Source organism: Clostridium sp. CTA-6 (genome assembly GCF_054768115.1).
This window is the reverse complement of the sequence record NZ_BAAAAU010000011.1, coordinates 136,940-158,732: the sequence shown is the minus strand read 5'-3', so window position 1 is coordinate 158,732 and position 21,793 is coordinate 136,940. Positions and strand designations below refer to the sequence as shown.

The 21,793-nt window shown below is 26.3% G+C and carries 17 protein-coding genes; all 17 read left to right on the top strand.

Translation table 11 applies throughout. The features are described 5' to 3' along the window. The first annotated feature begins 190 nt into the window (after positions 1-190). Positions 191-2,287, top strand: coding sequence for a cellulose biosynthesis cyclic di-GMP-binding regulatory protein BcsB (locus tag ACYUDJ_RS17275; RefSeq protein WP_003486905.1), 2,097 nt, complete (start codon positions 191-193; stop codon positions 2,285-2,287). Between the two features lie 360 nt (positions 2,288-2,647). Further along, positions 2,648-3,742: a glycoside hydrolase family 113 gene (locus ACYUDJ_RS17270; RefSeq protein ID WP_003486901.1), complete on the top strand. Its 1,095-nt coding sequence runs from the start codon at positions 2,648-2,650 to the stop codon at positions 3,740-3,742. Positions 3,743-3,970: 228 nt separating this feature from the next. After that, a complete protein-coding gene (locus ACYUDJ_RS17265) occupies positions 3,971-4,135 on the top strand; it encodes a zinc-ribbon domain-containing protein (protein WP_003393739.1) in 165 nt (54 codons plus the stop codon). A gap of 334 nt (positions 4,136-4,469) precedes the next feature. Next, the gene (locus tag ACYUDJ_RS17260; RefSeq protein ID WP_003486899.1) at positions 4,470-5,273 is read left to right on the top strand and encodes a lipid II flippase Amj family protein; all 804 of its coding nucleotides are present in this window, start codon (positions 4,470-4,472) and stop codon (positions 5,271-5,273) included. 269 nt (positions 5,274-5,542) lie between these two features. Then, on the top strand, positions 5,543-5,809 hold the full coding sequence (locus tag ACYUDJ_RS17255) for a metal-sensing transcriptional repressor (RefSeq protein WP_003358680.1): 267 nt from the start codon (positions 5,543-5,545) through the stop codon (positions 5,807-5,809). Positions 5,810-5,845: 36 nt separating this feature from the next. Next, the gene (locus ACYUDJ_RS17250) at positions 5,846-8,281 is read left to right on the top strand and encodes a heavy metal translocating P-type ATPase (RefSeq protein WP_003486897.1); all 2,436 of its coding nucleotides are present in this window, start codon (positions 5,846-5,848) and stop codon (positions 8,279-8,281) included. Positions 8,282-8,399: 118 nt separating this feature from the next. Then, on the top strand, positions 8,400-8,615 hold the full coding sequence (locus ACYUDJ_RS17245) for a heavy-metal-associated domain-containing protein (RefSeq protein ID WP_003486894.1): 216 nt from the start codon (positions 8,400-8,402) through the stop codon (positions 8,613-8,615). Between the two features lie 401 nt (positions 8,616-9,016). Further along, complete coding sequence (locus ACYUDJ_RS17240) at positions 9,017-11,389, top strand: cation-translocating P-type ATPase (RefSeq protein WP_042385571.1); 2,373 nt, start codon at positions 9,017-9,019, stop codon at positions 11,387-11,389. Positions 11,390-11,693: 304 nt separating this feature from the next. Further along, positions 11,694-13,412 carry an ABC transporter ATP-binding protein gene (locus tag ACYUDJ_RS17235; RefSeq protein WP_043031782.1) on the top strand — a complete coding sequence of 573 codons (1,719 nt, stop codon included), beginning with the start codon at positions 11,694-11,696 and terminating at the stop codon, positions 13,410-13,412. A gap of 322 nt (positions 13,413-13,734) precedes the next feature. Further along, entirely contained in the window at positions 13,735-14,529 is a 795-nt protein-coding gene (locus ACYUDJ_RS17230; protein ID WP_003486887.1) for a CPBP family intramembrane glutamic endopeptidase, read from the top strand. Between the two features lie 153 nt (positions 14,530-14,682). Then, entirely contained in the window at positions 14,683-15,039 is a 357-nt protein-coding gene (locus ACYUDJ_RS17225) for a NifB/NifX family molybdenum-iron cluster-binding protein (protein ID WP_003486884.1), read from the top strand. Between the two features lie 293 nt (positions 15,040-15,332). Beyond that, the gene (locus tag ACYUDJ_RS17220; protein ID WP_003486882.1) at positions 15,333-16,025 is read left to right on the top strand and encodes a response regulator transcription factor; all 693 of its coding nucleotides are present in this window, start codon (positions 15,333-15,335) and stop codon (positions 16,023-16,025) included. Then, positions 16,022-17,269: a HAMP domain-containing sensor histidine kinase gene (locus tag ACYUDJ_RS17215; RefSeq protein WP_003486880.1), complete on the top strand. Its 1,248-nt coding sequence runs from the start codon at positions 16,022-16,024 to the stop codon at positions 17,267-17,269. The genes ACYUDJ_RS17220 and ACYUDJ_RS17215 overlap by 4 nt, the downstream gene beginning before the upstream one ends. A 211-nt stretch (positions 17,270-17,480) precedes the next feature. Then, positions 17,481-18,146 carry an ABC transporter ATP-binding protein gene (locus tag ACYUDJ_RS17210; RefSeq protein WP_003486877.1) on the top strand — a complete coding sequence of 222 codons (666 nt, stop codon included), beginning with the start codon at positions 17,481-17,483 and terminating at the stop codon, positions 18,144-18,146. A 12-nt stretch (positions 18,147-18,158) separates the two neighbouring features. Beyond that, positions 18,159-20,252 carry an ABC transporter permease gene (locus ACYUDJ_RS17205; protein WP_242867348.1) on the top strand — a complete coding sequence of 698 codons (2,094 nt, stop codon included), beginning with the start codon at positions 18,159-18,161 and terminating at the stop codon, positions 20,250-20,252. A gap of 12 nt (positions 20,253-20,264) precedes the next feature. Continuing rightward, complete coding sequence (locus ACYUDJ_RS17200; protein ID WP_242867349.1) at positions 20,265-20,510, top strand: hypothetical protein; 246 nt, start codon at positions 20,265-20,267, stop codon at positions 20,508-20,510. Between the two features lie 369 nt (positions 20,511-20,879). Continuing rightward, positions 20,880-21,773, top strand: coding sequence for a DegV family protein (locus tag ACYUDJ_RS17195; protein ID WP_003486873.1), 894 nt, complete (start codon positions 20,880-20,882; stop codon positions 21,771-21,773). Positions 21,774-21,793 lie beyond the last annotated feature (20 nt).

Below are 21,793 nucleotides of genomic sequence, written 5' to 3'. Positions count from 1 at the left end.
GAATAAATATAAAAAACACATAGAAAAATCAATAAAAGAATTATCACTTAAAGGATATGAAAATATTAAATGAAATAAATAATAATATAAAAAGAAAGGCAGGTGAAAACCTGATTAGTTGTTGATTAACAGGAAAAAAATACTTAGTTAATGTTACTATTTATTATGACTTTAGAAATCAGGAGTAAATATGAAGAAAAATTTGAGAATAATAATAATTATTATAATAGTTTTCCTAGGAAATATTATAAGTGTACAAAATGTAATGGCGGCCCCAAATAAATCTAAAAATTTTAGAGTAGAAAAAGATATGAAGATGGAAGGGGTATTTGGGAGCAATGTATTTTTCTTTAATATAGATGGAAGTTGGAAGGTAGATAATACTTATTTAAATCTAATTTTTACAGAGAGTGAGCTTTTAGATAAAACCCAATCTACATTAACAGTTTATATAAATGATTTCCCCGTATATTCTATGAAAGTTGGAGACAAGAAGAAATATAAAGAATCTATAAAAATTAATATACCAAAGGATAAATTGATATCCGGATATAATGAAGTTAAAATTAAAGTTTATAGTAGAATATCAGAAAAACCCTGTGTAGATGATGTAAATAGTGGGAATTGGTTTATAATTCACAAAGGTTCTTATGTTCATATGGATTTTAAAGATAGAGAAGATACAAAAACTCTTAAAGAATTTCCTTACCCTTATTTAAAAGCCAGTGATGAAAATCCAGCTAACAGTATGATTATGATATCAGATAATTTTTCTCAGGGGGAAATAACATCTGCTATGTTGCTTTGTTCTAATTTTGGATCAAAAAGAAAGTTTGATAATGTAAATGTGAAAGTTTATAAAACTTCAGAGGCTAATTTTAAAAATAAATTAGATATAATTTTTATAGGAAGTAAAAATAATACTCCCCTAGATTTGTTAACTTTACTGTCCAAAGAAGAGATAAATAGGCTAGATAAAGATGCTATTGTTAAAGAGGTTATTTCACCCTATAATCCTAGTAAAAAGCTATTGCTTTTAATATCTAATAATGAAAAGAATATGATAAAGGCTTCAAAATTATTATGTAGTAAAGACTATATGAAGCAAATAGATAAAGACACTATAATAGTTAATAATAGTATGGATGTAGAAGATATAAAAGAAGAAAAAGGGAATAGAGTATCATTGTCAGATTTAGGATATGGCAATGTAAGTTTAAAAGGACCTTTTAAACAGGAGGCAACCTTTAATTTGAATATTCCCAAAGATAGATTTATAAAAGAGGCATCAAAGGTAGTTATAAATAATAGATATTCTAAAAATATAGATTTTGATAGATCTCTTATAACGGTTTATATAAATGATACTCCAATAGGTAGTAAAAAATTAGACAGCAAAACAGCGGATAATGATAGCTTTGAAATAAGTATTCCAAAAGATATTAGAAATAGTAGCAATTATGAAATAAAGGTAGTGTTTAATTTAGAAATTAAAGATTTATTTTGTACTTTTAGAGAGGGCGAAAATCCTTGGGCTTATATATTAAATAATTCTTACATTTATACCCCTTATAAAGAGGGTAGGGATAATGTATTTGAAAATTATCCTAATCCATTTGTATCTAATGGAGGTATGAATGATTTGACATTAGTACTTTCAGATAATACTACTTCTGAAGAACTTAATTTTGCAGGAAATATAATGGCTACCATAGGGCATGATGTAGATATCAATAGGGGTAAATTTAATGCAGTAGCAGCAAAGGATTTATCATCTAAACTTAAGAAGGGTAATTTAATAATCATAGGAACACCAGAGAGCAATTCTATTATAAAAAATTTAAATAAAAATTTATATATTAAATTTAACAAGAATTTTAATGGATTTCTATCCAATGAGAAAATGAAATTTTTTCAGGATTATAGCAGCAAATTAGCCTCTATTCAACTTATAGACTCTCCTTATAATAAAGAGAACAAAGCAATGATAGTAACATCAACTTATACTAGAGATTTAGCTTTAGCACAAAAATATTTAAGTGATATATCTTTAGTAAAAAATCTTAAAGGGAATGCTGTAACTATAGATAGAGATGGTATAATGAATTATTCATATTTTGGAGATAAATATGATAAAGAAAAAGAAGAAAACGGTAATATTAGTAAATTTAAAAATATAACTTTAAACTCTAATATAAAAAATTTATTAATATTTTTTATATTTATAATGCTTATTTTAGTGGGAGGTTCTTTATTATTTATAAAAAAATATAAAAAAAATAGTTAGGATATATTATTACTAGTACAATAATTAGGATAACTTAATAAACAGAGTTCTTGGCTTTAGATGGAGTTTTTACTCCCACTAAAGCTTATTAACAGAATTCTTAGGAGTTTTACTCCTTAGAAGTCGTTATCCTTTAGGAGAAATCGTTATCCAGGGACGTAACCGCTCTTTACTCCTACGTTGAATAAGATAGGTGTATTAGGGCGGGTAGTCATCGGATAAAAATGATTAAATAAGTTATAATTAGTATTGAGTAGTTTGGGATTTGGTTAATATTAGGAAAATCAAGGGTAGATTTTATAAGGTATAGTCTATGGTTTATTAAGGTTGAGAATACTTTAATACAAAGGGAGTTATTTTATGAAAAAGAATAAATATATAATATGGATAAGTATAATATTGATTTTTATTTATGTATTAAATTTAAATCCTATTGTTCATGGAGAAATAAATAAAATAAAAAATAATTTTTATGGAAAAACTTTAAATGATAAATTTGAAGTTAAAATAAAATCAGGCAATTTATCTACAGATTATGATATAAATCAAACGTTGGAAGATATAAATAAATTAGGGATAAATACAATAAATATACCTGTAGTCATAAATATAAAAAATCTATCCTCTAGTAACATGAGTGTAGATAAAGAAAGTGAAAAAAAAGCTATAGAATTAATAAAAAAATTAAGATGGAAAAAGATAAATATAATATTAGAACCATATCCTTGGATAGATAATGGTAATCTTTATGAAACGGAATGGAATCCTAATAATAAAAAACAATTCTTTAAAAATTGGCAAAATAATGTGCTTAAAGTATTAATAGATAATATAGCAGTTCCCTATCATGTGGATGCTTTAAATGTAGCTTCTAATTTTGTATATATTGAAGATGAACAAGAGCAGTGGTGTAATACCATAGATTTTGCAAGAAAATATTATAAAGGGCTTATAACTTATAGAACTTGTTGGTGGTATACAGCTCATTGGGAACCTGAAACTAAAGAGAAGTACCAAAAAAAATTAAATAATAAATTATTTTCTAAGGTGGATTTTATATCTGTTGCAGCTTATTTTGAACTTACAGATAAAGATACTAATACAGTGGAAGAGCTCGTAGATGCTATAGATAACGTAAAGAAAAATGATAGAAGACAAAATATAAAAAAAGAATTATATCATTTAAATGAAAAATGGCATAAACCTATTTTCTTTGGAGAGCTAGGTTTTCCTAGAAAGAATAAGGCAGCCTCTGAACCTTGGAATCCTATGCCTTCAAAGCTTTCTAACAATGAAGAACAGGCTAGATGCTTTGAAGCTTATAGAAGGGTTTTTGAAAAAGAACCTTGGCTTTTAGGGTTTTCTATTTTCGCTATAGGAGAGAATAGTGAGGGTAAAAACTTTTATCCTTCAGAAGAAACTACAAAGGTAATTAAAAAATGGTATAGTAAATAGTATATATTTTATAAAGATTAAAATACATTGTGAAAATTTTAAATATTTAATTTGCTAAATAAAGTAATAAAACTATTGCTTATTATTTCTATATGTGGTATTATTAATTATGTTGTAAGTTTAATAACTGCAACAATTAAGGATTTAATATGATAATAACATCTCCTCTTTTTAAGAAGTTATGTGAATCAGTTTTAAATCTTAATAATTAGAAGGAGGAATGTTAAAATGGCAGATAAGAACATAACATGCAAAGATTGTGGAAAGGAATTCGTTTTCACTGAAGGAGAACAAGAATTCTACAAAGAAAAAGGATTCGAAAATGAACCACAAAGATGCCCAGAATGCAGAAAAGCAAGAAAACAACAAAACAACAGAGGATTCAGAAGATAATTGAATTCGTAATTATACCTGTAAGAGATTACTCTTACAGGTTTTTTGTATATTAGTATAGTTTTTAGAGCAGTATTATTTTTCTATTTAAGGTAGATAAAATATTTATAAATAAGATTTCATATAATTTTAAATGGTGCTTAAGTTGAAATTTTAAGTTAAATATATTACTATATTTAGTAATGCATAGATCTTTAAGAATTAAGATTGAATTTACTAAATAATATATTAAAAAATTAGATGAGACTAATCACTTTATTTTTTAATAATATGATAAATAAAAAGCTATAATTAATCAATAGTAATATAGTTTACATATTTATGGAGGTAAAAAATGTCTACACAGATTATAATTGTTCTTATACTTACATTTGTTATTTATGTCATATCAACTTTGGCATATTCTGTAAGGATTGTAGGGGTAAGAACTGGTAGAATAGCAATATCTTTTGCAGTATTTAATGTGTTTGCATTGTTATCTAGAACTGCCAACACTATACAGGCACCACTTTTAGCTAAAACCATTGAAAATAGTATAAATTTAGGCAATTCAGAAGGATTATTATATGTTTTTAGGTGGATACTTTTGTCAACAACCTTGGCAACAGTAGTTGGAGCATTGCTAATGCCAACATTTATAAAGTTTTTTGGAAGAGCAGTAGAATCTTTTAGTATTTATCGTTCTATACCTAAATTGTTATTTCATGGATTTTCGAAATCTGGAATAAGACAGTTTAAAGAAAGTGTAACTAGGCCTAAAAAAGAAAATTTTAAATATATAAAAGAATATAAAAAAATACCTAAAAAACTAGTGTTATTGAATACAATAGCATTTTCTATATCTACTGTTGGAATATTAGCATCTTTATACGCAGGATGTCTAAACCCAGAATTAAGAACAACCTGTAGTACATTGTCATCCGTTATAAATAGCATAGCAACAATTCTCATGTTTATATTTATAGATCCTTTTATTTCAATGCTTACAGATGATGTTATTGCAGGAAGTTGCAGTGAGGTTAATTTTAATAGATGTATAACTTTTATAGTTGGCGGATTAATAGTAGGCACACTCTTAGCACAAATTTTGTTAAAGCCTGCAGCACAAATTATTAGTACTATTGCAAGATTAATTTAAATATTTGTAGTAAAATTGGTAATAGGGTAACTCATTAGAAATATAATTTCAAGATAGTGTATCAAGATAGATTTAAATTTATTTTGATACACATTTTTTTTAAAAATTTTGAAAAAACTATTGAAAAATAATATTAGTTGTGCTTTAATTAAGATACACCCCCAGGGTGGGGGTGGCTGAACGAGGCGAACTTATTTAAGTACAAAATTTTAAAAATAAATATAGTTTTTATTAAATATAGAAACTAAATTATATAAGGAGGAAGAATAATGAATGAAGAAAAAAAAGCAGCTCTCCAAGCTTTAAAAACTTCAAAAGGACAGATAGAAGGAATAATAAAGATGATAGAAGAGGGACGATATTGTATAGATATATCTAATCAAATGACAGCTGCTCAATCTTTATTAAAAAAAGCTAACATGCTTATTTTAAAGCAGCATCTTAATCATTGTGTAAAACAAGCTTTTCTTCATGATAATGGAGAAGAAAAGGTAGATGAAATTATAGATACATTAACTAAGTTGCTTGGTAAATAATAAATTTTAAATATCAATTCAAAGGTGGTGTAAAAAATGAAGAAATTATCATTTAATATAGAAGGAATGACCTGTGCAGCTTGTGCTAAAGCTGTGGAGAGGGTTTCTAAAAAATTAGAAGGTGTTCAAGAGGCTAATGTGAACATAGCTACAGAAAAGTTAAGTATAATTTTTGATGAAAAAAAATGCAATACTTCAGATATAGAAAAAGCCATAGAAAAAGCAGGATATAAAGCCTTTTTAGATGGTGAACATAGAAATTTAAAGATAGAAGGAATGACTTGCGCAGCTTGTGCTAAAGCTGTAGAAAGAGTTTCAAGAAAGTTAGATGGTGTCTTAGAAGCTAACGTTAATATAGCAACAGAAAAGCTTGATATAACTTTTGATAAATCAAAAGTAAGTTTGAATGATATAAAAATTGCTATAAAAAAGGCAGGATATAAAGCTTTAGAAGAAAAAAATATAGAAGAAGAGAAAAAGGGAAAAGAAGATGCAATTAAGTCTTTGTGGAGAAGATTTATAACTTCTTTAATATTTGCAGTACCTTTGCTTACTATATCTATGGGAAGTATGATGGGATTAAAGTTACCTAAAATTATTGATCCAATGCATAACCCTTTAAATTTTGGATTAATACAACTTATTTTAGTAATTCCAATTATATTAGTAGGAAATAAGTTTTTTAGGGTAGGTTTTAAATCCTTAATTAAAGGAAGTCCTAATATGGATTCCTTAATTTCTATAGGTACATCAGCAGCTGTAATATATGGTATCTTCGCTATATTCCAAATATCTAAAGGAAATATGCATTATGCTCATGACTTATATTTTGAATCTGGAGCTACTATTTTGACATTAATAACTTTAGGAAAATATTTAGAAGCTGTATCTAAGGGGAAAACCTCTGAAGCTATAAAAAAATTAATGGCCTTAGCTCCTAAAAATGCAACTATAATAAGAGATAATAAGGAGATAATAATCCCTATAGAAGAAGTTAAAATAGATGATATAGTTTTGGTTAAACCAGGAGAAAAACTTCCCGTAGATGGAGAAATTATTGAAGGTTCTACAACAGTAGATGAATCTATGCTTACAGGAGAAAGTTTACCTGTAGAAAAACATATAGGAGATACAGCAGTGGCAGGAAGTATAAATAAGCATGGAATGATAAAATATAAGGCTACTAAAGTTGGAAAAGATACTACTCTAGCACAAATTATAAGACTTGTAGAAGAAGCTCAGGGCAGTAAAGCGCCTATTGCAAGGTTAGCAGATAAAATTTCTGCTTATTTTGTACCAACAGTAATAACTTTAGCTATAATTTCTTCTTTAGCTTGGTATATTAGCGGAGAATCTTTAATATTTTCATTAACTATATTTATTTCTGTATTGGTAATAGCTTGTCCTTGCGCCTTAGGATTAGCTACACCAACGGCTATTATGGTAGGTACAGGAAAAGGGGCAGAAAATGGGGTTCTTATAAAAAGTGGAGGAGCTTTAGAAACTGCTCATAAAGTTCAAAGTATTATATTCGATAAAACAGGAACTATTACAGAAGGAAAACCAAAAGTAACAGATATTTTGGTTTCTGAAGGAGTAGATGAAAAATATTTACTTCAAGTAGCAGCTACTGCGGAAAAGGGTTCAGAACATCCTTTAGGTGAGGCTATAGTAAAAAAAGCAGAAGAGGAAAATTTAGAATTATTTCAAGGTAAAGATTTTAGAGCAATACCTGGAAAAGGCATAGAGGTTATCATAGAGGATAAAAAAGTGCTTCTTGGAAATTTAAGACTTATGGAAGAATATGAGGTGGAAATAAAGGACTTTATGGATAAATCTCATAAGCTTTCAAAGGAAGGAAAGACTCCAATGTTTATAGCTATAGAAAATAAAATTAAAGGAATAATAGCTGTAGCAGATACTCTTAAGGAAAATAGTAAAAAAGCCATAGAAAAGCTTCATAATATGGGTGTAGAAGTAGTTATGATAACTGGAGATAATAAGAATACCGCAGAAGCTATAGGAAAACAAGTGGGTATAGATAAGATTTTTGCAGAAGTTCTTCCTAGTGATAAGGCTAACTGGGTAAAAAAACTTCAACAAGAAGAAAAAATTGTAGCAATGGTAGGAGATGGAATTAATGATGCACCAGCTTTAGCTCAAGCAGATATTGGTATAGCCATAGGATCTGGAACAGATGTAGCTATAGAATCTGCAGATATTGTACTTATAAAAAGCGATTTAATGGATGTACCAACAGCCCTTAAGTTAAGTAGAGCTACAATAAAAAATATTAAAGAAAATTTATTTTGGGCTTTTGGGTACAATACTTTGGGGATTCCAGTGGCTATGGGTATTTTACACATTTTTGGAGGACCACTCTTAAATCCTATGATTGCAGCAGCAGCTATGAGCTTTAGTTCAGTTTCAGTACTCTTAAATGCTTTAAGATTAAGAGGTTTTAAGGCTTAAATTAAGTGAAATATAATAGTGATTACTTTAAATTTATTTGAGAAAATTTAAAATTCAAATAGGTTTAAGTAAACAAAATTATATAAAATAATTTTATTAAAAATGGAGGAATTTTATTATGAAAATGAAAGCATCAATAGAAGGAATGAGTTGTATGCATTGTGTTAATCACGTTAAGGAGGCCCTTTCAGAACTAAAAGGAATTTCAAACATAACTGTTTCCTTAGAAGGAAAATTTGCAGAGTTTGATAGTACTGGTGAAGTTAGTGAAGATGATATAAAATCTGCTATAGAAGATTTCGGATATGAATTTAAAGGAATAACAATAATTTAATAAAAATAGATTATTTATGAATGTAAAAAAGATGTCTCCAAATACATTTAATTTTGGTATATACCTAAATAATCAGATATTTTAAAACGAGTTGTTTATTTTTTTACCACGCTTCGGTATTTAACTGAAGTGTGGTTTTTAATTTTGAGACATTCTTTTTACACTTTATGTTAAATGGTTCAGAGCTAACAATTGAAAAATAAATATAATATATTGGTTTTAAATTTAAAATTATAATATACTAATTTGTATAAGAAATAATAAAATTTATAAGGTTCATCAATACGTTCTAATTTGTTATATACAATTTATGATATATTAAGTTTAATTTATTATGTTTTTAAGTTTAATTTAATAAATATAGCTTATACTTATTATTAGGTGGTGAAAGTATGACAAAAATGGATAAAATAAATGAGAATGTAATAAAAGGACTTAGTAAAGCTGAGGTATTACATAGAATAAAAGATGGAAAAGTAAATATATTACCTAAAGCTCCATCACGAACAATAGGACAAATAGTTAGAGCAAATTTATTTACTAGTTATAATGCTTTAAATGCTATTTTAGCAATAATTGTATTTATGGCTGGTTCTCCTAAGAATGCTGTTTTTGCAGGAGTTATAATTACTAATACTATAATAGGGATGTTCCAAGAAATTCGTGCTAAGGGTATATTAGAAAGGTTATCTGTTCTAAACGAGAAAACTGTAGATGTTATAAGAGAAGGAGAAATTAATAATATAAATGTAGAAGAAATTGTGTTAGATGATATTATAGTTTTAAAAGCAGGAGATCAAATATTAGTGGATTGTGAGCTTCTTTCTCATAATGAAATAGAAGTAGACGAATCTTTAATTACAGGAGAGCCAGACTCTATTCTAAAAATAGAAAGTGATAAGCTTTTATCTGGAAGTTTTGTATCTGCGGGTAATGCTTACGCAAAGGTAATCAATGTGGGGGAAAATACCTATGCAGCAAAATTAGCAGAAGAGGCTAAAAAATTTAAACTTATAAATTCAGAGTTACAAATATCTATAAATAAGATATTTAAAATAATAATGTGGCTTGCCATTCCGATAGGCTCATTACTTATCTTTACACAATTATTTTATGTTAAGAAAAGCTGGCAAGATGCAGTTTTAGGCTCCGTTTCTGGTATAGTGGGTATGGTTCCAGAGGGTCTAGTACTCTTGACTAGTGCAACTTTTGTAGTAGCAGTTATAAGACTTTCCAAATGGGATACACTTATTCAAGAATTACCTGCTACAGAAGTTTTAGCAAGAGTAGATGTTTTGTGTTTAGATAAAACAGGAACTATAACTAAAGGTGATTTAAAAGTAACAGAGGTGCAGTGTTTAAATAATGAAAATATAAAGGACACAGATAAAATAATTGCGGCTATAGTTCATAGTTTTAAAAATGGAAATGCTACAGAAAAAGCACTGTTAGAAAGATATGAAAGTAATCCTAATTTAAAAATTAAAAATAAGATACCATTTTCATCAAAGCGAAAGTGGTCCGCAGTAGAATTTGAAAAGGAAGGAGCTTTTATATTAGGAGCTCCAGAAATGATATTAAAAGATGCATATAAAAACATAGAAAGTAAAATAGAAAAGGTAGCCAAAGAGGGAAAAAGAGTATTACTTTTGGCCAAATATGAAGGAGAAAATTTTAATGAAGAGTTAAATGGAAATGTTAAAGAGGTAGCTTTAATATTAATTGAGGACATAATAAGAGAAAATGCTGAAGAAATTATTAATTATTTTAATAAAGAACAGGTGAATCTTAAAATAATATCTGGAGATAATCCTATAACTGTATCTTCTATAGCTAAGAAGGTAGGAATAAAAAGTGCAGAAAACTATATAGATGCTAGAGAATTACCAGAAGATGAAGAAGAGTTGAAAAAAATTGTGGATAAGGTTTCTGTTTTTGGAAGAGTTTCTCCTCACCAAAAGAAAAGTATAGTGAAAGCACTTAAAAGTAATGGTCATACTGTAGCTATGACTGGAGATGGTGTAAATGATGTGCTAGCATTAAAGGAATCTGATTGTGGTATTGCTATGGCTAGTGGGTCTGAGGCAACAAAGGCGGTAGCTCAGTTAGTACTTTTAAATTCAGATTTTGCAGCTATTCCCCAAGTAGTTTTAGAGGGAAGAAGACTTATAAACAATCTGGAAAAGGTATCAGAATTATTTTTATCAAAGACAGCTTATTTTATAATTTTATCAATAATATTTGCCTTATTAGTGAAACCATTTCCTATAATACCAATACAACTTACCTTAATAGGATCATTAAGTATAGGAATACCATCTTTTTTTCTAGCTATATCACCTAATGAGGATGTAATAAAGAAAGATTTTTTGAAAAGAGTACTGGAAGTATCTATACCTAATGGTATTTTAATAGGAATAAGCACAGCTCTAATGTTTTTATTAGGATATCATACAGGTTTATCACTAGAACAATGTAGAACATTAGCTCTAGTAACTTTTGGTAGTTTAAGTTTATTTATTTTACTTAAAGTATCTACACCACTAAATTTTTATAGAGTTTCTATAGTTATTTCTATGACAATATTATTTGTGTTAGCTTTTTTAATACCCTCTACAAGAAGAATTTTTGCTATAGAGTATTTTGGAGTCGAGTATCTAATACCTATAATTTTTATATATTCTATAGCTATGGCTTTAATGTTAATCATACCTAAAATAAATAAAGTAATATTTAAAAGAGTTATTTTAAAGAAAAACATGGATAGATTATAATAGATAAAGTAATTTTTAAAGTATTCATTTTATAGATTAATAATATGTATTAAAGCTACTTGTATTCTAAGGTACAGGTAGTTTTTTATGTTTTAGGATAAAAAACTAATAGTAAGGATGTTAAAAATAAGGATTATTTTTAAGTTTAAAGGTTTGTATAAAAATAGTTTAAAATATTTATAGGGTTTTGTTATTTGTAGCATATAGCTATTATTTAATAATAAAAATAAAACAATGTATTTATTTTTATATTTAATATGATAAAATGATAATATGTCTTATTTAAGAAGGAGAGGAAATATTTATGCTTAAAGAATTTATATCCTATTATAAACCGCATAAAAAGTTGTTTGTTTTAGATATGATAGCAGCTTTTATTGTGGCTTTATGTGATTTGTTTTATCCTATGATAACAAGACAAATCATAAATGATATTATTCCAAATGGAAAGATTAGATTACTTTTCTTTTGGGCAATATCTTTATTAATTATATATATAATGAAATATTTTTTAAATCATTTTATTCAGTATTGGGGACATATGGTAGGGGTTAGAATACAAGCAGATATGAGAAAAAGGGTTTTTAACCATCTTCAAACTTTACCTTTTACATATTTTGATGAAAATAAAACAGGGGTTATAATGTCCAGAATCATAAATGATCTTATGGAAATATCAGAACTCGCACATCATGGTCCAGAGGATCTTTTTATTTCCATTATTATGCTAATAGGATCTTTCATAATATTATGTACTATAAATGTACCGCTAACAATAATAAGTTTTATATTCATACCAATTCTAGTATGGTTTTCTATGAAGAATAGACTTAAAATGGAAAAAGCTTTTATGGATAGTAGAGTAAAAATTGGAGATCTTAATGCGGATTTAGAAAATAGTATTGCAGGTATAAGAGTTTCTAAGGCTTTTACTAATAGAGAGTATGAAAATGAAAAATTTGAAGTAGGCAACAAGAGATTTGTAGGAGCCAGACAAATGGCTTATAAGTCTATGGCAGATTATTTTTCAGGAATGTATTTTTTCATAGATATACTGGATCTAATAGTACTTATAGCTGGTGGATATTTTGTATATAAAAATTTAATCAACTTTGGTGATTTGGTTGCTTATCTTTTATTTATAAAGATGTTTATGACACCTATTAGAAAGCTTATTTCTTTTGTAGAGCAATACCAATCAGGGGTAACAGGTTTTGAAAGATATAGACAACTTTTAAGTGTTAAACCCGAAAAAGATAAAGAGGAAGCTAAAGCTTTAGAAAATATTAAGGGTGCAATAGAATTTAAAAATGTAAGTTTTAAATATGATGAAGATACTCATATATTAAATGATTTAAGTTTTAAAGTTAAAGAAGGAAAGACTTTAGCACTAGTTGGTCCCTCTGGTGGAGGTAAGACAACCCTCTGTAATTTAATACCTAGATTTTATAATATAGATAAGGGAGATATATTAATTGATGATAATAGTATATATGATATAAACATAAGCTCTTTAAGAAAAAATATAGGTATTGTTCAGCAAGATGTATTTTTATTTACAGGAACTATAAAGGAAAATATATTATATGGTAATCCAGAGGCTAATTATGAAGAGGTAGTAAAAGCAGCAAAGCTTGCTAATATACATGAATTTATAGAAAGTTTACCGGAGGGATATAATACCTATATAGGAGAGAGAGGAATAAAGTTATCTGGAGGACAAAAACAAAGATTATCTATTGCAAGGGTGTTTTTAAAAAATCCACCTATACTTATACTAGATGAAGCTACATCTGCTTTAGATAATGCCACAGAATATTTAATACAAAAATCTTTAGAAAAATTATCTAATGGAAGAACAACTATAGTAGTAGCCCACAGATTATCTACTATAAAAAATGCGGATGAAATAATGGTTTTAACAGATAAAGGAATTGAAGAGAGAGGGACTCATGAGGAGTTGTTAGCACTAGATGGAATTTACAGTGAACTTAATAAAAATATTGAAAAAACAGAAAGTTAAATATAATGTTTTTTTATTATAAAAAACATTAAAAAAATTTTGTGTTGTAAAAAAATATCTGTATAAAAATAAAACTCCAATTATATTGTTTGTAATTTATTTTAAGCAATAGAATTGGGGTTTTACTTTTAGACTTATCCATTTAATTAAATTTATCAAAGTATCATACAAATTATGGTACATAATTACAAACAATATATATACAATTAACAACTTAAATGGTAAAATATATATAAATGAAAAAATATATACATAAATGAAAAAATATATATTAAAAGTATTAATGATGTAATACTTTATATTTACCAAATAGGGGGTTAAAATGGCAGATAATATAAAATTTAAAAATAAAGATAGGGGAGATATAGGGAAAATTGCAGATATTATTATGAATTTAATTTTTTATCAAGTAGTATTTACTATAATATTTATCATTGTAGCAGATATTTTGGGGTATATGGGGTTAAACAAAGATATTATAGAACCATATAGTAAACTAACAGGAGAAATTTTATCATATATATTTTTTATTAAAAATTATACTAAAGATAATAGATATAAATTAAAACTTCAAAACACATTGCATTTTAAAGGTTATGTTTTTATAGCAATGCTAATTATAGGATATATTTTGGTTTATGATAATACAATTGAAATAATTTTATCAAAGGTTATAAAGAATAGTTTGTTTTATGATGTTATGGCTAAAGAAATGAAAAATCCAATAGTAGGATTTATAGGAACAGTGGTTATGGCACCTATTTTTGAGGAGATAGTTTATAGAGGAATAATGTTAGATGAGCTATTGCTTAAATATAATTGTAAAAAAGCTGTAATTATTTCTGCATTAATATTTGCAGTAATTCATCTCAATTTTGTCCAATTAACAGATGCTTTTATTGCAGGCATAATACTTGGGACTGTTTATTGTAAAACTAAATCTTTAATGCCTTGTATTATGATTCATTTTTTAAATAACTTATTTTGCAACATAGTTAAATTCTATCCTAGCATATATAAAACTAAATTTAATAGTATAAGACTAGGTATTGGAATAGCGATTTTGGCAACATTAGCATATATTTTAGGAAAAAATGGTGAAAAGATTATTTTATAGCAAACAATGTCTAGCTCATAGTTATAATTTTAGAGTTAATTAATTTGTTTCTTCAAAATCAAAAACATATGTTGTTAATTATAAATTAGAAGTATACAGAAATATATGTTAATATACCAATATAGAAGAATATATAATTGGAGTGTGATATAAATGAAAATAGCAATACCTAAAAATGAGGAAATAATTAATCAACATTTTGGAAAAAGTAAGGCTTTCGCCATAGCAACAGTAGAAGATAATAAAATTGTAGATATTAAAGATATATCAACAGAAAGCTTACAACATAATCATGGTGGTCTATCCAGTTTATTAGTAGAAGAAAAAGTAGAATTAGTTATAACAGGAGGCATTGGTCAAGGAGCCTATGATGCTTTAATTAAGGAAGGACTAAAAGTTATACGAGGAGCTAAAGGGAAAATTGAAGATATATTACAGCAATATTTAAAAGGAGAACTTCAAGATAGAAAAGTAATGTGTAATCATCATGGGGAACATCACCATCATTAAAAATAAAAGGAAAGTACTTGATACTTTCCTTTTATTTTTTTAATTAGTTTATATTTCATACTTTTAATTATTTTTCTTATTACTTAAAGGTTAAATTCTAAATTATTATGGATACAATTGTTTTTATATAAAAAATATATATTAATTATGAACTGACCTGGTATAGGATTAAAATTTTATTAATATAAATATATATTACATTTATAACTATATTTGATATATTATTTATGTAGATTGTATTTAAAATATTAATAGAAATCTTATTTATAAAAATTAATTTAAGAGGTGAAATAATGAAAAGTATATTGCTTGTAGAGGATAATATATCATTAAATAGGGGAATACAATTTTCTCTTATGAAGGAAGGCTATAATGTTATAGCTATAGATAGTATAAAAGAAGCGCAACAAAAGCTTAGCAAAGAAAAAATAGACTTAATAATATTAGATGTTAATTTACCAGATGGAAATGGCTTTGATTATTGTTTACATATTAGAAAAACTAGTAATATTCCTATAATATTCTTAACAGCTCTTGATTCTGAAATTGATGTGGTAAATGGGTTGGATATGGGAGCAGATGATTATATAACTAAACCTTTTAGATTAAGAGAGCTTATTTCAAGAGTTAATGCCATAATAAGAAGAACATCAAAGGATAGTGATTTTAATATAATTCAGTCAAAGGATATAGTTTTTTATATTAATGAAATGAAGGTTGAAAAGTATGAAAAAGAAATTTTTTTAAGTAAGACAGAATTAAAGTTGCTCCAATATTTTATGAAAAATTATCAAAAGATATTATCAAAAGAGCAAATACTGGAAAATTTATGGGATATAGATGGAGAGTTTATTAATGAAAATACTGTAGCAGTAAATATAAGAAGGATAAGAGAAAAAATAGAAGAAATTCCATCAAAACCAGAATATATACAAACCATTAGGGGAATAGGTTATGTTTGGAAAGAAGGATGTGTTAGAAAATGAATGAAAATATATTTAAGGAACCTATTACTAGAAAAACAATATTTTTATTCCTAGGGTTAATGACTGTTATGTTATGTTTTCAAAGTTTTTATTTTTACAATATGATAAATAAAATTCAAAATCAAGAGATTAAAAATTATGAGAGTATTATAGGAACCTTAGTTAAAATTGCACCAGAGAAGCAATATGAAATAGGACAAGCACTTTTTGAAAATAAACAAAAGGATACTTTAAATTTAGGAAAAAGTTTATTAGAACAATATGGATATATGGAAGATATGTATCTATTAAATAATAAAATTTCAGGAAATATATATATAAATTTTTTACATAAAATTATTATAGTAAGTGTAGTAACTATGATTTTATTTATAGCATTAGCAATATTTAGTTATAAATCTATTTTTAAAAAATTAGAGGAAATCAGTTATAGTTTAAAAAAGGTAGTAGAAGGGGATTGTTCTATAAGTCTAAAAGATAATAAGGAAGGTATAATGTGTAAAATAGCTCATGAATTTAATATTATGGTGACAAGAACAAAAAGTACATTGGAAAATTTGGATAAGGAAAAAGAAAAGACAAAAGCTTTAGTAAATGATATATCACATCAATTAAAAACTCCTTTAAGTTCTTTAGAATTGTTTAATACTTTGCTTATGGAAGAAAATTTAGAGGAAAATGAGAGAATGGAATTTTTGGAGAAAAGCAAATATGAAATAAATAATCTTCAATGGTTAGTTAAGGCACTTATAAAAGTATCTAGATTAGAAACGGGTATGATTGATATAAAACCAGATTATAATGATATAAAAAATACTCTTTTGGAGGCTATTAATAGCATTTATGGTAAAGCTTTAGAGAAAAATTTAAATATTAAAGCAGATAATTTATTTTCCTATAAAATTAATCATGATAAAAGATGGACAAAGGAAGCTTTAGTAAATATTTTAGAAAATGCCTTAAAGTATACAAAAGAAACAGGATATATTAATATAAGCATGGAAAAAAGTGAAATGTATATAAAGATAAATATTAAAGATAGTGGTATTGGTATAGATAAACAAGAGCTTAATAAAATTTTTAATAGATTCTATAGAGGAAAAAATGAAATAGTTCAAAGTACAGAAGGATCTGGTATAGGACTTTACTTAGCTAAATGGATTATTGAACAAGAAGGCGGTACTATAAGAACAAAATCAACCCTAGGCATTGGTACTACTTTTTCAATTATAATTTTTACCTGATTGAGTGATTCTTAGGTTAAGATGGAGTTTGCATAGAATAATTACTTTTACACATGCGAATATTATTGAAAATATTATTTAAACATTACAATTCTGTAAGGAAAGATGAAAAGGTATTGTAATGTTAATTTGTTATCCTCTAGTTATGAAGTGAATTGTGCTAAGTAATTATAGTTATATGTAATTAAGCACAAAATTAGGAGGAGTCAATATGGAAATATTAAAAACTATGGGATTAAAAAAATATTATGGTAGTGGTGAAAATGTAGTAAAAGCAGTAAATAATATTAATTTTTCTGTAGAAGAAGGAGAATTTGTAGCCATAGTAGGAACTTCAGGTTCTGGAAAAAGCACCCTTTTACATCTGTTAGGTGGTCTTGATAGTCCTACAGAGGGAGAAGTTATTATAGATAAAAAAAGTATTTATAAAATGGATAAGGACAGTTTAGCTATATTTAGAAGGAGAAAAATAGGATTTATTTTTCAACAGTTTAATTTAGTGCCGGTTTTAAATGCTTATGAGAATATAGTATTACCTGTAAGATTGGACAATGATAATGTAGATAAAGAATATGTAGATGAAATAATATCATTACTTAACTTAGAAAAAAGAAGATATCATTCACCTAATGCTCTATCAGGAGGTCAGCAACAGAGGGTAGCTATAGCTAGAGCCCTTGCTACTAAACCATCAATTATTTTTGCAGATGAACCTACTGGAAATTTAGATTCTAAAACAGGAGAAGAGGTATTAGGTTTACTAAAAAAATCTATAAAAAAATATAATCAAACCCTCCTTATGATAACCCATGATGAAAACATTGCTTTAGCAGCAGATAGAGTAATCCGTATAGAAGATGGAAGGATTGTAAAATAAGGAGGGATAAAAATGAAAGTTATAAATGAGTTATCAAAAGAGTATGCTAAAAAATCAAAGCTTAAAAGGAGAATTACTGTTTTAACCATAGCCCTAGCTACTTGCCTTTTAACAAGTATAGGTATTTTTGCCTATAGTATGCATTGTATGTTTATAGATGAAGCAGTAGAATTTACGAATTTGGCTTATGGGTCATTTACTTCGGTTTCAAAGGATCAAGTAGGAATATTAAAAAATCATTCTAAATTAAAAAATGTAGGAGAAATTATAAATGCAGGTGATGTTAAAAAAGATAATAATTATATTAATATTTCCTACCAAGATAAAGAAGCCTTGGAACTTAATAATATAAAACTTATTAAGGGAAAAACGCCCTTTAAATATAATGAGATAGCTTTAGACAAGTGGTTTATGGATTCACAGAAGCTTAATATAGGAGATAAATTTAAACTTTCAGGTAAAGAAGAATTTAAAATATCTGGGATTATATTAGGAAATAAGCATAATAAGGCTAATAAATCAGTAGAAGCTTTAATATCCAAAGTTTACGCAGAGGATAAATATTATAGAAATAGATTGGTAATATTTACTACAGAAAAGGATTATAAAATAAATGAGACTATAACAAGTATATCTAAAAATTTAAATATAAAGGATAAAAATATAAAAATTAATAATAGCCTTGTAAATTTAAAGGAAGGTAGTTTAAGTGAAAATATTCCTTATATAATATTAACAATAATAATTGTTATTTCATCTATTGTGGTTATATATAATATATTTTATATATCAATAATAGAAAGAATTCAAACTATGGGGTTGCTTTCTTGTATAGGATTTACAAGAAAACAGACTAAGAAAATGATCATGAAAGAAGGTTCAATTTTTGCTATGATTGGTATACCTTTGGGAACAGTTTTAGGGTATGCATTATCTTATTTAGTTATCCCAATGATTCAATTAAATAATCCGATTAATATTAAATCATCTATATATACTGTTCCAGTGGTTTCAATTATAATTTTTATTACAGTTTATATTTCTACGTTAAAGCCAGCAAGATATGCATCTAAGATATCACCTATAGAATTAGTTAGATACAGTGAAGGAAATAGCAAAGTCTTTAAAGTAAAAAAAAGAGAAAGTAATAAAAATGTACTATCAGATTTAGCTTTTGCAAATTTATGGAGAAACAAAAAGAGAACCTTGCTTACCATAATATCTGTAACTTTAAGTGGAATGCTATTTATAATTATATCAACAATATTTTCTAGTATGAGTGTTAAGAGTGCCACGGAGCAACAAATTAAAAATGATTTTGAGATAACACCTAAATTAAGTAGTGATTTATATTGTGAAAAAGAAAATTTGAGTAAAGATAGCATAAAAAAACTTAATTTTTTGAAAGATGCTTCCTTTATTTCCAATATTAAATATATTACAGGAGAGATAAAAGAAAAAAATTGTCAATTTGATGTTTATGGATATGATGAAGCTTATATAAGTAAAATCAAAAAAAACTTACTACAAGGGAAAATAGATGCCAATAAGCTTAAAAATGAAAATTTATTGATTTTGCAAAAGTCAGATAGATATGATTATAATAGAGGACTAAAGTTAGGGGATATAGTAGAATTAATAGTTTATGAATCAGTAAGTACTGATAAAGAAGGTAAAAAAATTTATGAGGGTAAAAAAACTATTTATAAATTTAAAATAGCAGCTATAGTTTCATCTAGAGATTTGGATATGGGGTGGGTAATGGGCCCGCAATTTATAATTCATAAAGATAATTTAACAGGAATTTTTAAAGATGTAAATGTGTCAGCAGTAGCTATAAATTCTAAATATGGAAAAGAAGAAGAGCTTAATAAAGATATAAAAAATATTATATCTAAAGACACTAAAGTAGAATTAAAATCTTTTAAGGAAGTATATAATAAAACCAAGAAGGAAAAGCAGAATATAGAGCTTATTGGTTATTCTATAGTTATAACTATCGCTACTATAGGTATATTAAATTTTATAAATACTATAATTACAGGAATTATAAGCAGAAAAAAGGAATTTGGAATGTTAAAAGCTATAGGAACTACGGATAACTAGTTAAAGTCATTATTGTTAAAAGAAGGATTCTATTATTTAGGTATAGCTTGTATTTTAGCAGGCATTTTAGGAAATTTACTAGGATATTTTTTATTTACTTTATTTAAAAAAGTGGCTAGCTATGCAATATATCATTTTCCAATAATTCAAACTATAAGTATGGTATTCATAGTATTTATTATAGAATATATAGTGGTTAACATATCTATAAATTCTATAACAAAAAAGTCTATTGTAGATGAAATAAGATGTGATTAATATAAATAATATTAAATGATTTTTACAAGTAGAGATCTGAAAAACTTACTGAAATAAAAAAGATAAAAAGTATTTTTAAAGGATATAAATATTTATTTTTTAAAAGTACTTTTTATTTTCTTATTAATTTTAAAAATATAATAAATTTTTGTAGAAATATATTATATTTTTAAATAATATCTGATATATTAATTATATTAGAAATAATTTTATAATATAATTTATAATAAAATAATATCTAATATAGTTACATATATTAAATGTACATAGGTTTAATTTTATATAATTTGTTTTATAGTAATAAAAATTTATTGAAAATGTATTTTTTATTTTAAATTATGAAAATTCATTTTAAAGAGGAGATTGTAAATGAAAGAATATATTATAATGACAGATTCTTGCTGTGATTTATCTAGTGAGTATATAGAAAATAATCATATTCCTTATGTCCCATTAACTTGTAGTGTTGAAGGAAAAGAATATATAGATAATTTTGGACAAAGTCTTCCTTACAAAGAGTTTTATGAAGCTATGATAAAGGGAGAGATACCAAAAACGTCACAGCCAAGTCCAGAAGCTTATTACAAAGTATTTAAAGAGTTAATATATAAAGATAAGGATATATTATATGTATGTGTTTCTTCAGGGTTGAGTGGAACGTACAATAGTGCTAATATAGCTAAAAATATGATTTTAGATGAATTTGAGAATGCCAGAATAGAAATAGTAGATGTATTAACTGCATCATTAGGACAAGGAATTATGGTAATGAAGGCTATGGATATGAAAAAAAATGGATTAACTATTGATGAAGTTACTAATTATTTAGAAGAAAATAAATTAAATTTAAATAGTTATATGGTTGTAAACGATCTTATTCATCTGAAAAGAGGAGGAAGAATTTCAACAGCTGCAGCTCTTATAGGGACAGTTCTTAATATAAAACCTATACTAACTTTAAATGACGAGGGCAGAGTTATAACTGTGCGTAAAGCTAAAGGTAGGAAGGTGGCTATAAGAAAATTGACAGAAATAGTTATAGAAAGAATAAAAAATCCAGAAGAAGAAATAGTAGCTATTTCTCATGGAGATTCAGATTTGGATGCAGAGAAGTTGAAAGAACGTATATTAAAAGAGATAAAAGTTAAAGATGTAATAATAAACTATGTAGGTCCAGTAGTAGGAACCTATGGTGGGCCAGGATCTCTTAATGTATTTTTTATAAGTGATCATAGACAAAATCATATAATAGATATAAATTAATAAAATAAGGAAGTTGTGTC

What these genes read in the sequence shown, in the direction of transcription:
- ACYUDJ_RS17275 (WP_003486905.1), top strand. Translation starts at nt 191, where the DNA reads ATGAAGAAAAATTTGAGAATAATAATAATTATTATAATAGTTTTCCTA.
- ACYUDJ_RS17270 (WP_003486901.1), top strand. Translation starts at nt 2,648, where the DNA reads ATGAAAAAGAATAAATATATAATATGGATAAGTATAATATTGATTTTT.
- ACYUDJ_RS17265 (WP_003393739.1), top strand. Translation starts at nt 3,971, where the DNA reads ATGGCAGATAAGAACATAACATGCAAAGATTGTGGAAAGGAATTCGTT.
- ACYUDJ_RS17260 (WP_003486899.1), top strand. Translation starts at nt 4,470, where the DNA reads ATGTCTACACAGATTATAATTGTTCTTATACTTACATTTGTTATTTAT.
- ACYUDJ_RS17255 (WP_003358680.1), top strand. Translation starts at nt 5,543, where the DNA reads ATGAATGAAGAAAAAAAAGCAGCTCTCCAAGCTTTAAAAACTTCAAAA.
- ACYUDJ_RS17250 (WP_003486897.1), top strand. Translation starts at nt 5,846, where the DNA reads ATGAAGAAATTATCATTTAATATAGAAGGAATGACCTGTGCAGCTTGT.
- ACYUDJ_RS17245 (WP_003486894.1), top strand. Translation starts at nt 8,400, where the DNA reads ATGAAAATGAAAGCATCAATAGAAGGAATGAGTTGTATGCATTGTGTT.
- ACYUDJ_RS17240 (WP_042385571.1), top strand. Translation starts at nt 9,017, where the DNA reads ATGGATAAAATAAATGAGAATGTAATAAAAGGACTTAGTAAAGCTGAG.
- ACYUDJ_RS17235 (WP_043031782.1), top strand. Translation starts at nt 11,694, where the DNA reads ATGCTTAAAGAATTTATATCCTATTATAAACCGCATAAAAAGTTGTTT.
- ACYUDJ_RS17230 (WP_003486887.1), top strand. Translation starts at nt 13,735, where the DNA reads ATGGCAGATAATATAAAATTTAAAAATAAAGATAGGGGAGATATAGGG.
- ACYUDJ_RS17225 (WP_003486884.1), top strand. Translation starts at nt 14,683, where the DNA reads ATGAAAATAGCAATACCTAAAAATGAGGAAATAATTAATCAACATTTT.
- ACYUDJ_RS17220 (WP_003486882.1), top strand. Translation starts at nt 15,333, where the DNA reads ATGAAAAGTATATTGCTTGTAGAGGATAATATATCATTAAATAGGGGA.
- ACYUDJ_RS17215 (WP_003486880.1), top strand. Translation starts at nt 16,022, where the DNA reads ATGAATGAAAATATATTTAAGGAACCTATTACTAGAAAAACAATATTT.
- ACYUDJ_RS17210 (WP_003486877.1), top strand. Translation starts at nt 17,481, where the DNA reads ATGGAAATATTAAAAACTATGGGATTAAAAAAATATTATGGTAGTGGT.
- ACYUDJ_RS17205 (WP_242867348.1), top strand. Translation starts at nt 18,159, where the DNA reads ATGAAAGTTATAAATGAGTTATCAAAAGAGTATGCTAAAAAATCAAAG.
- ACYUDJ_RS17195 (WP_003486873.1), top strand. Translation starts at nt 20,880, where the DNA reads ATGAAAGAATATATTATAATGACAGATTCTTGCTGTGATTTATCTAGT.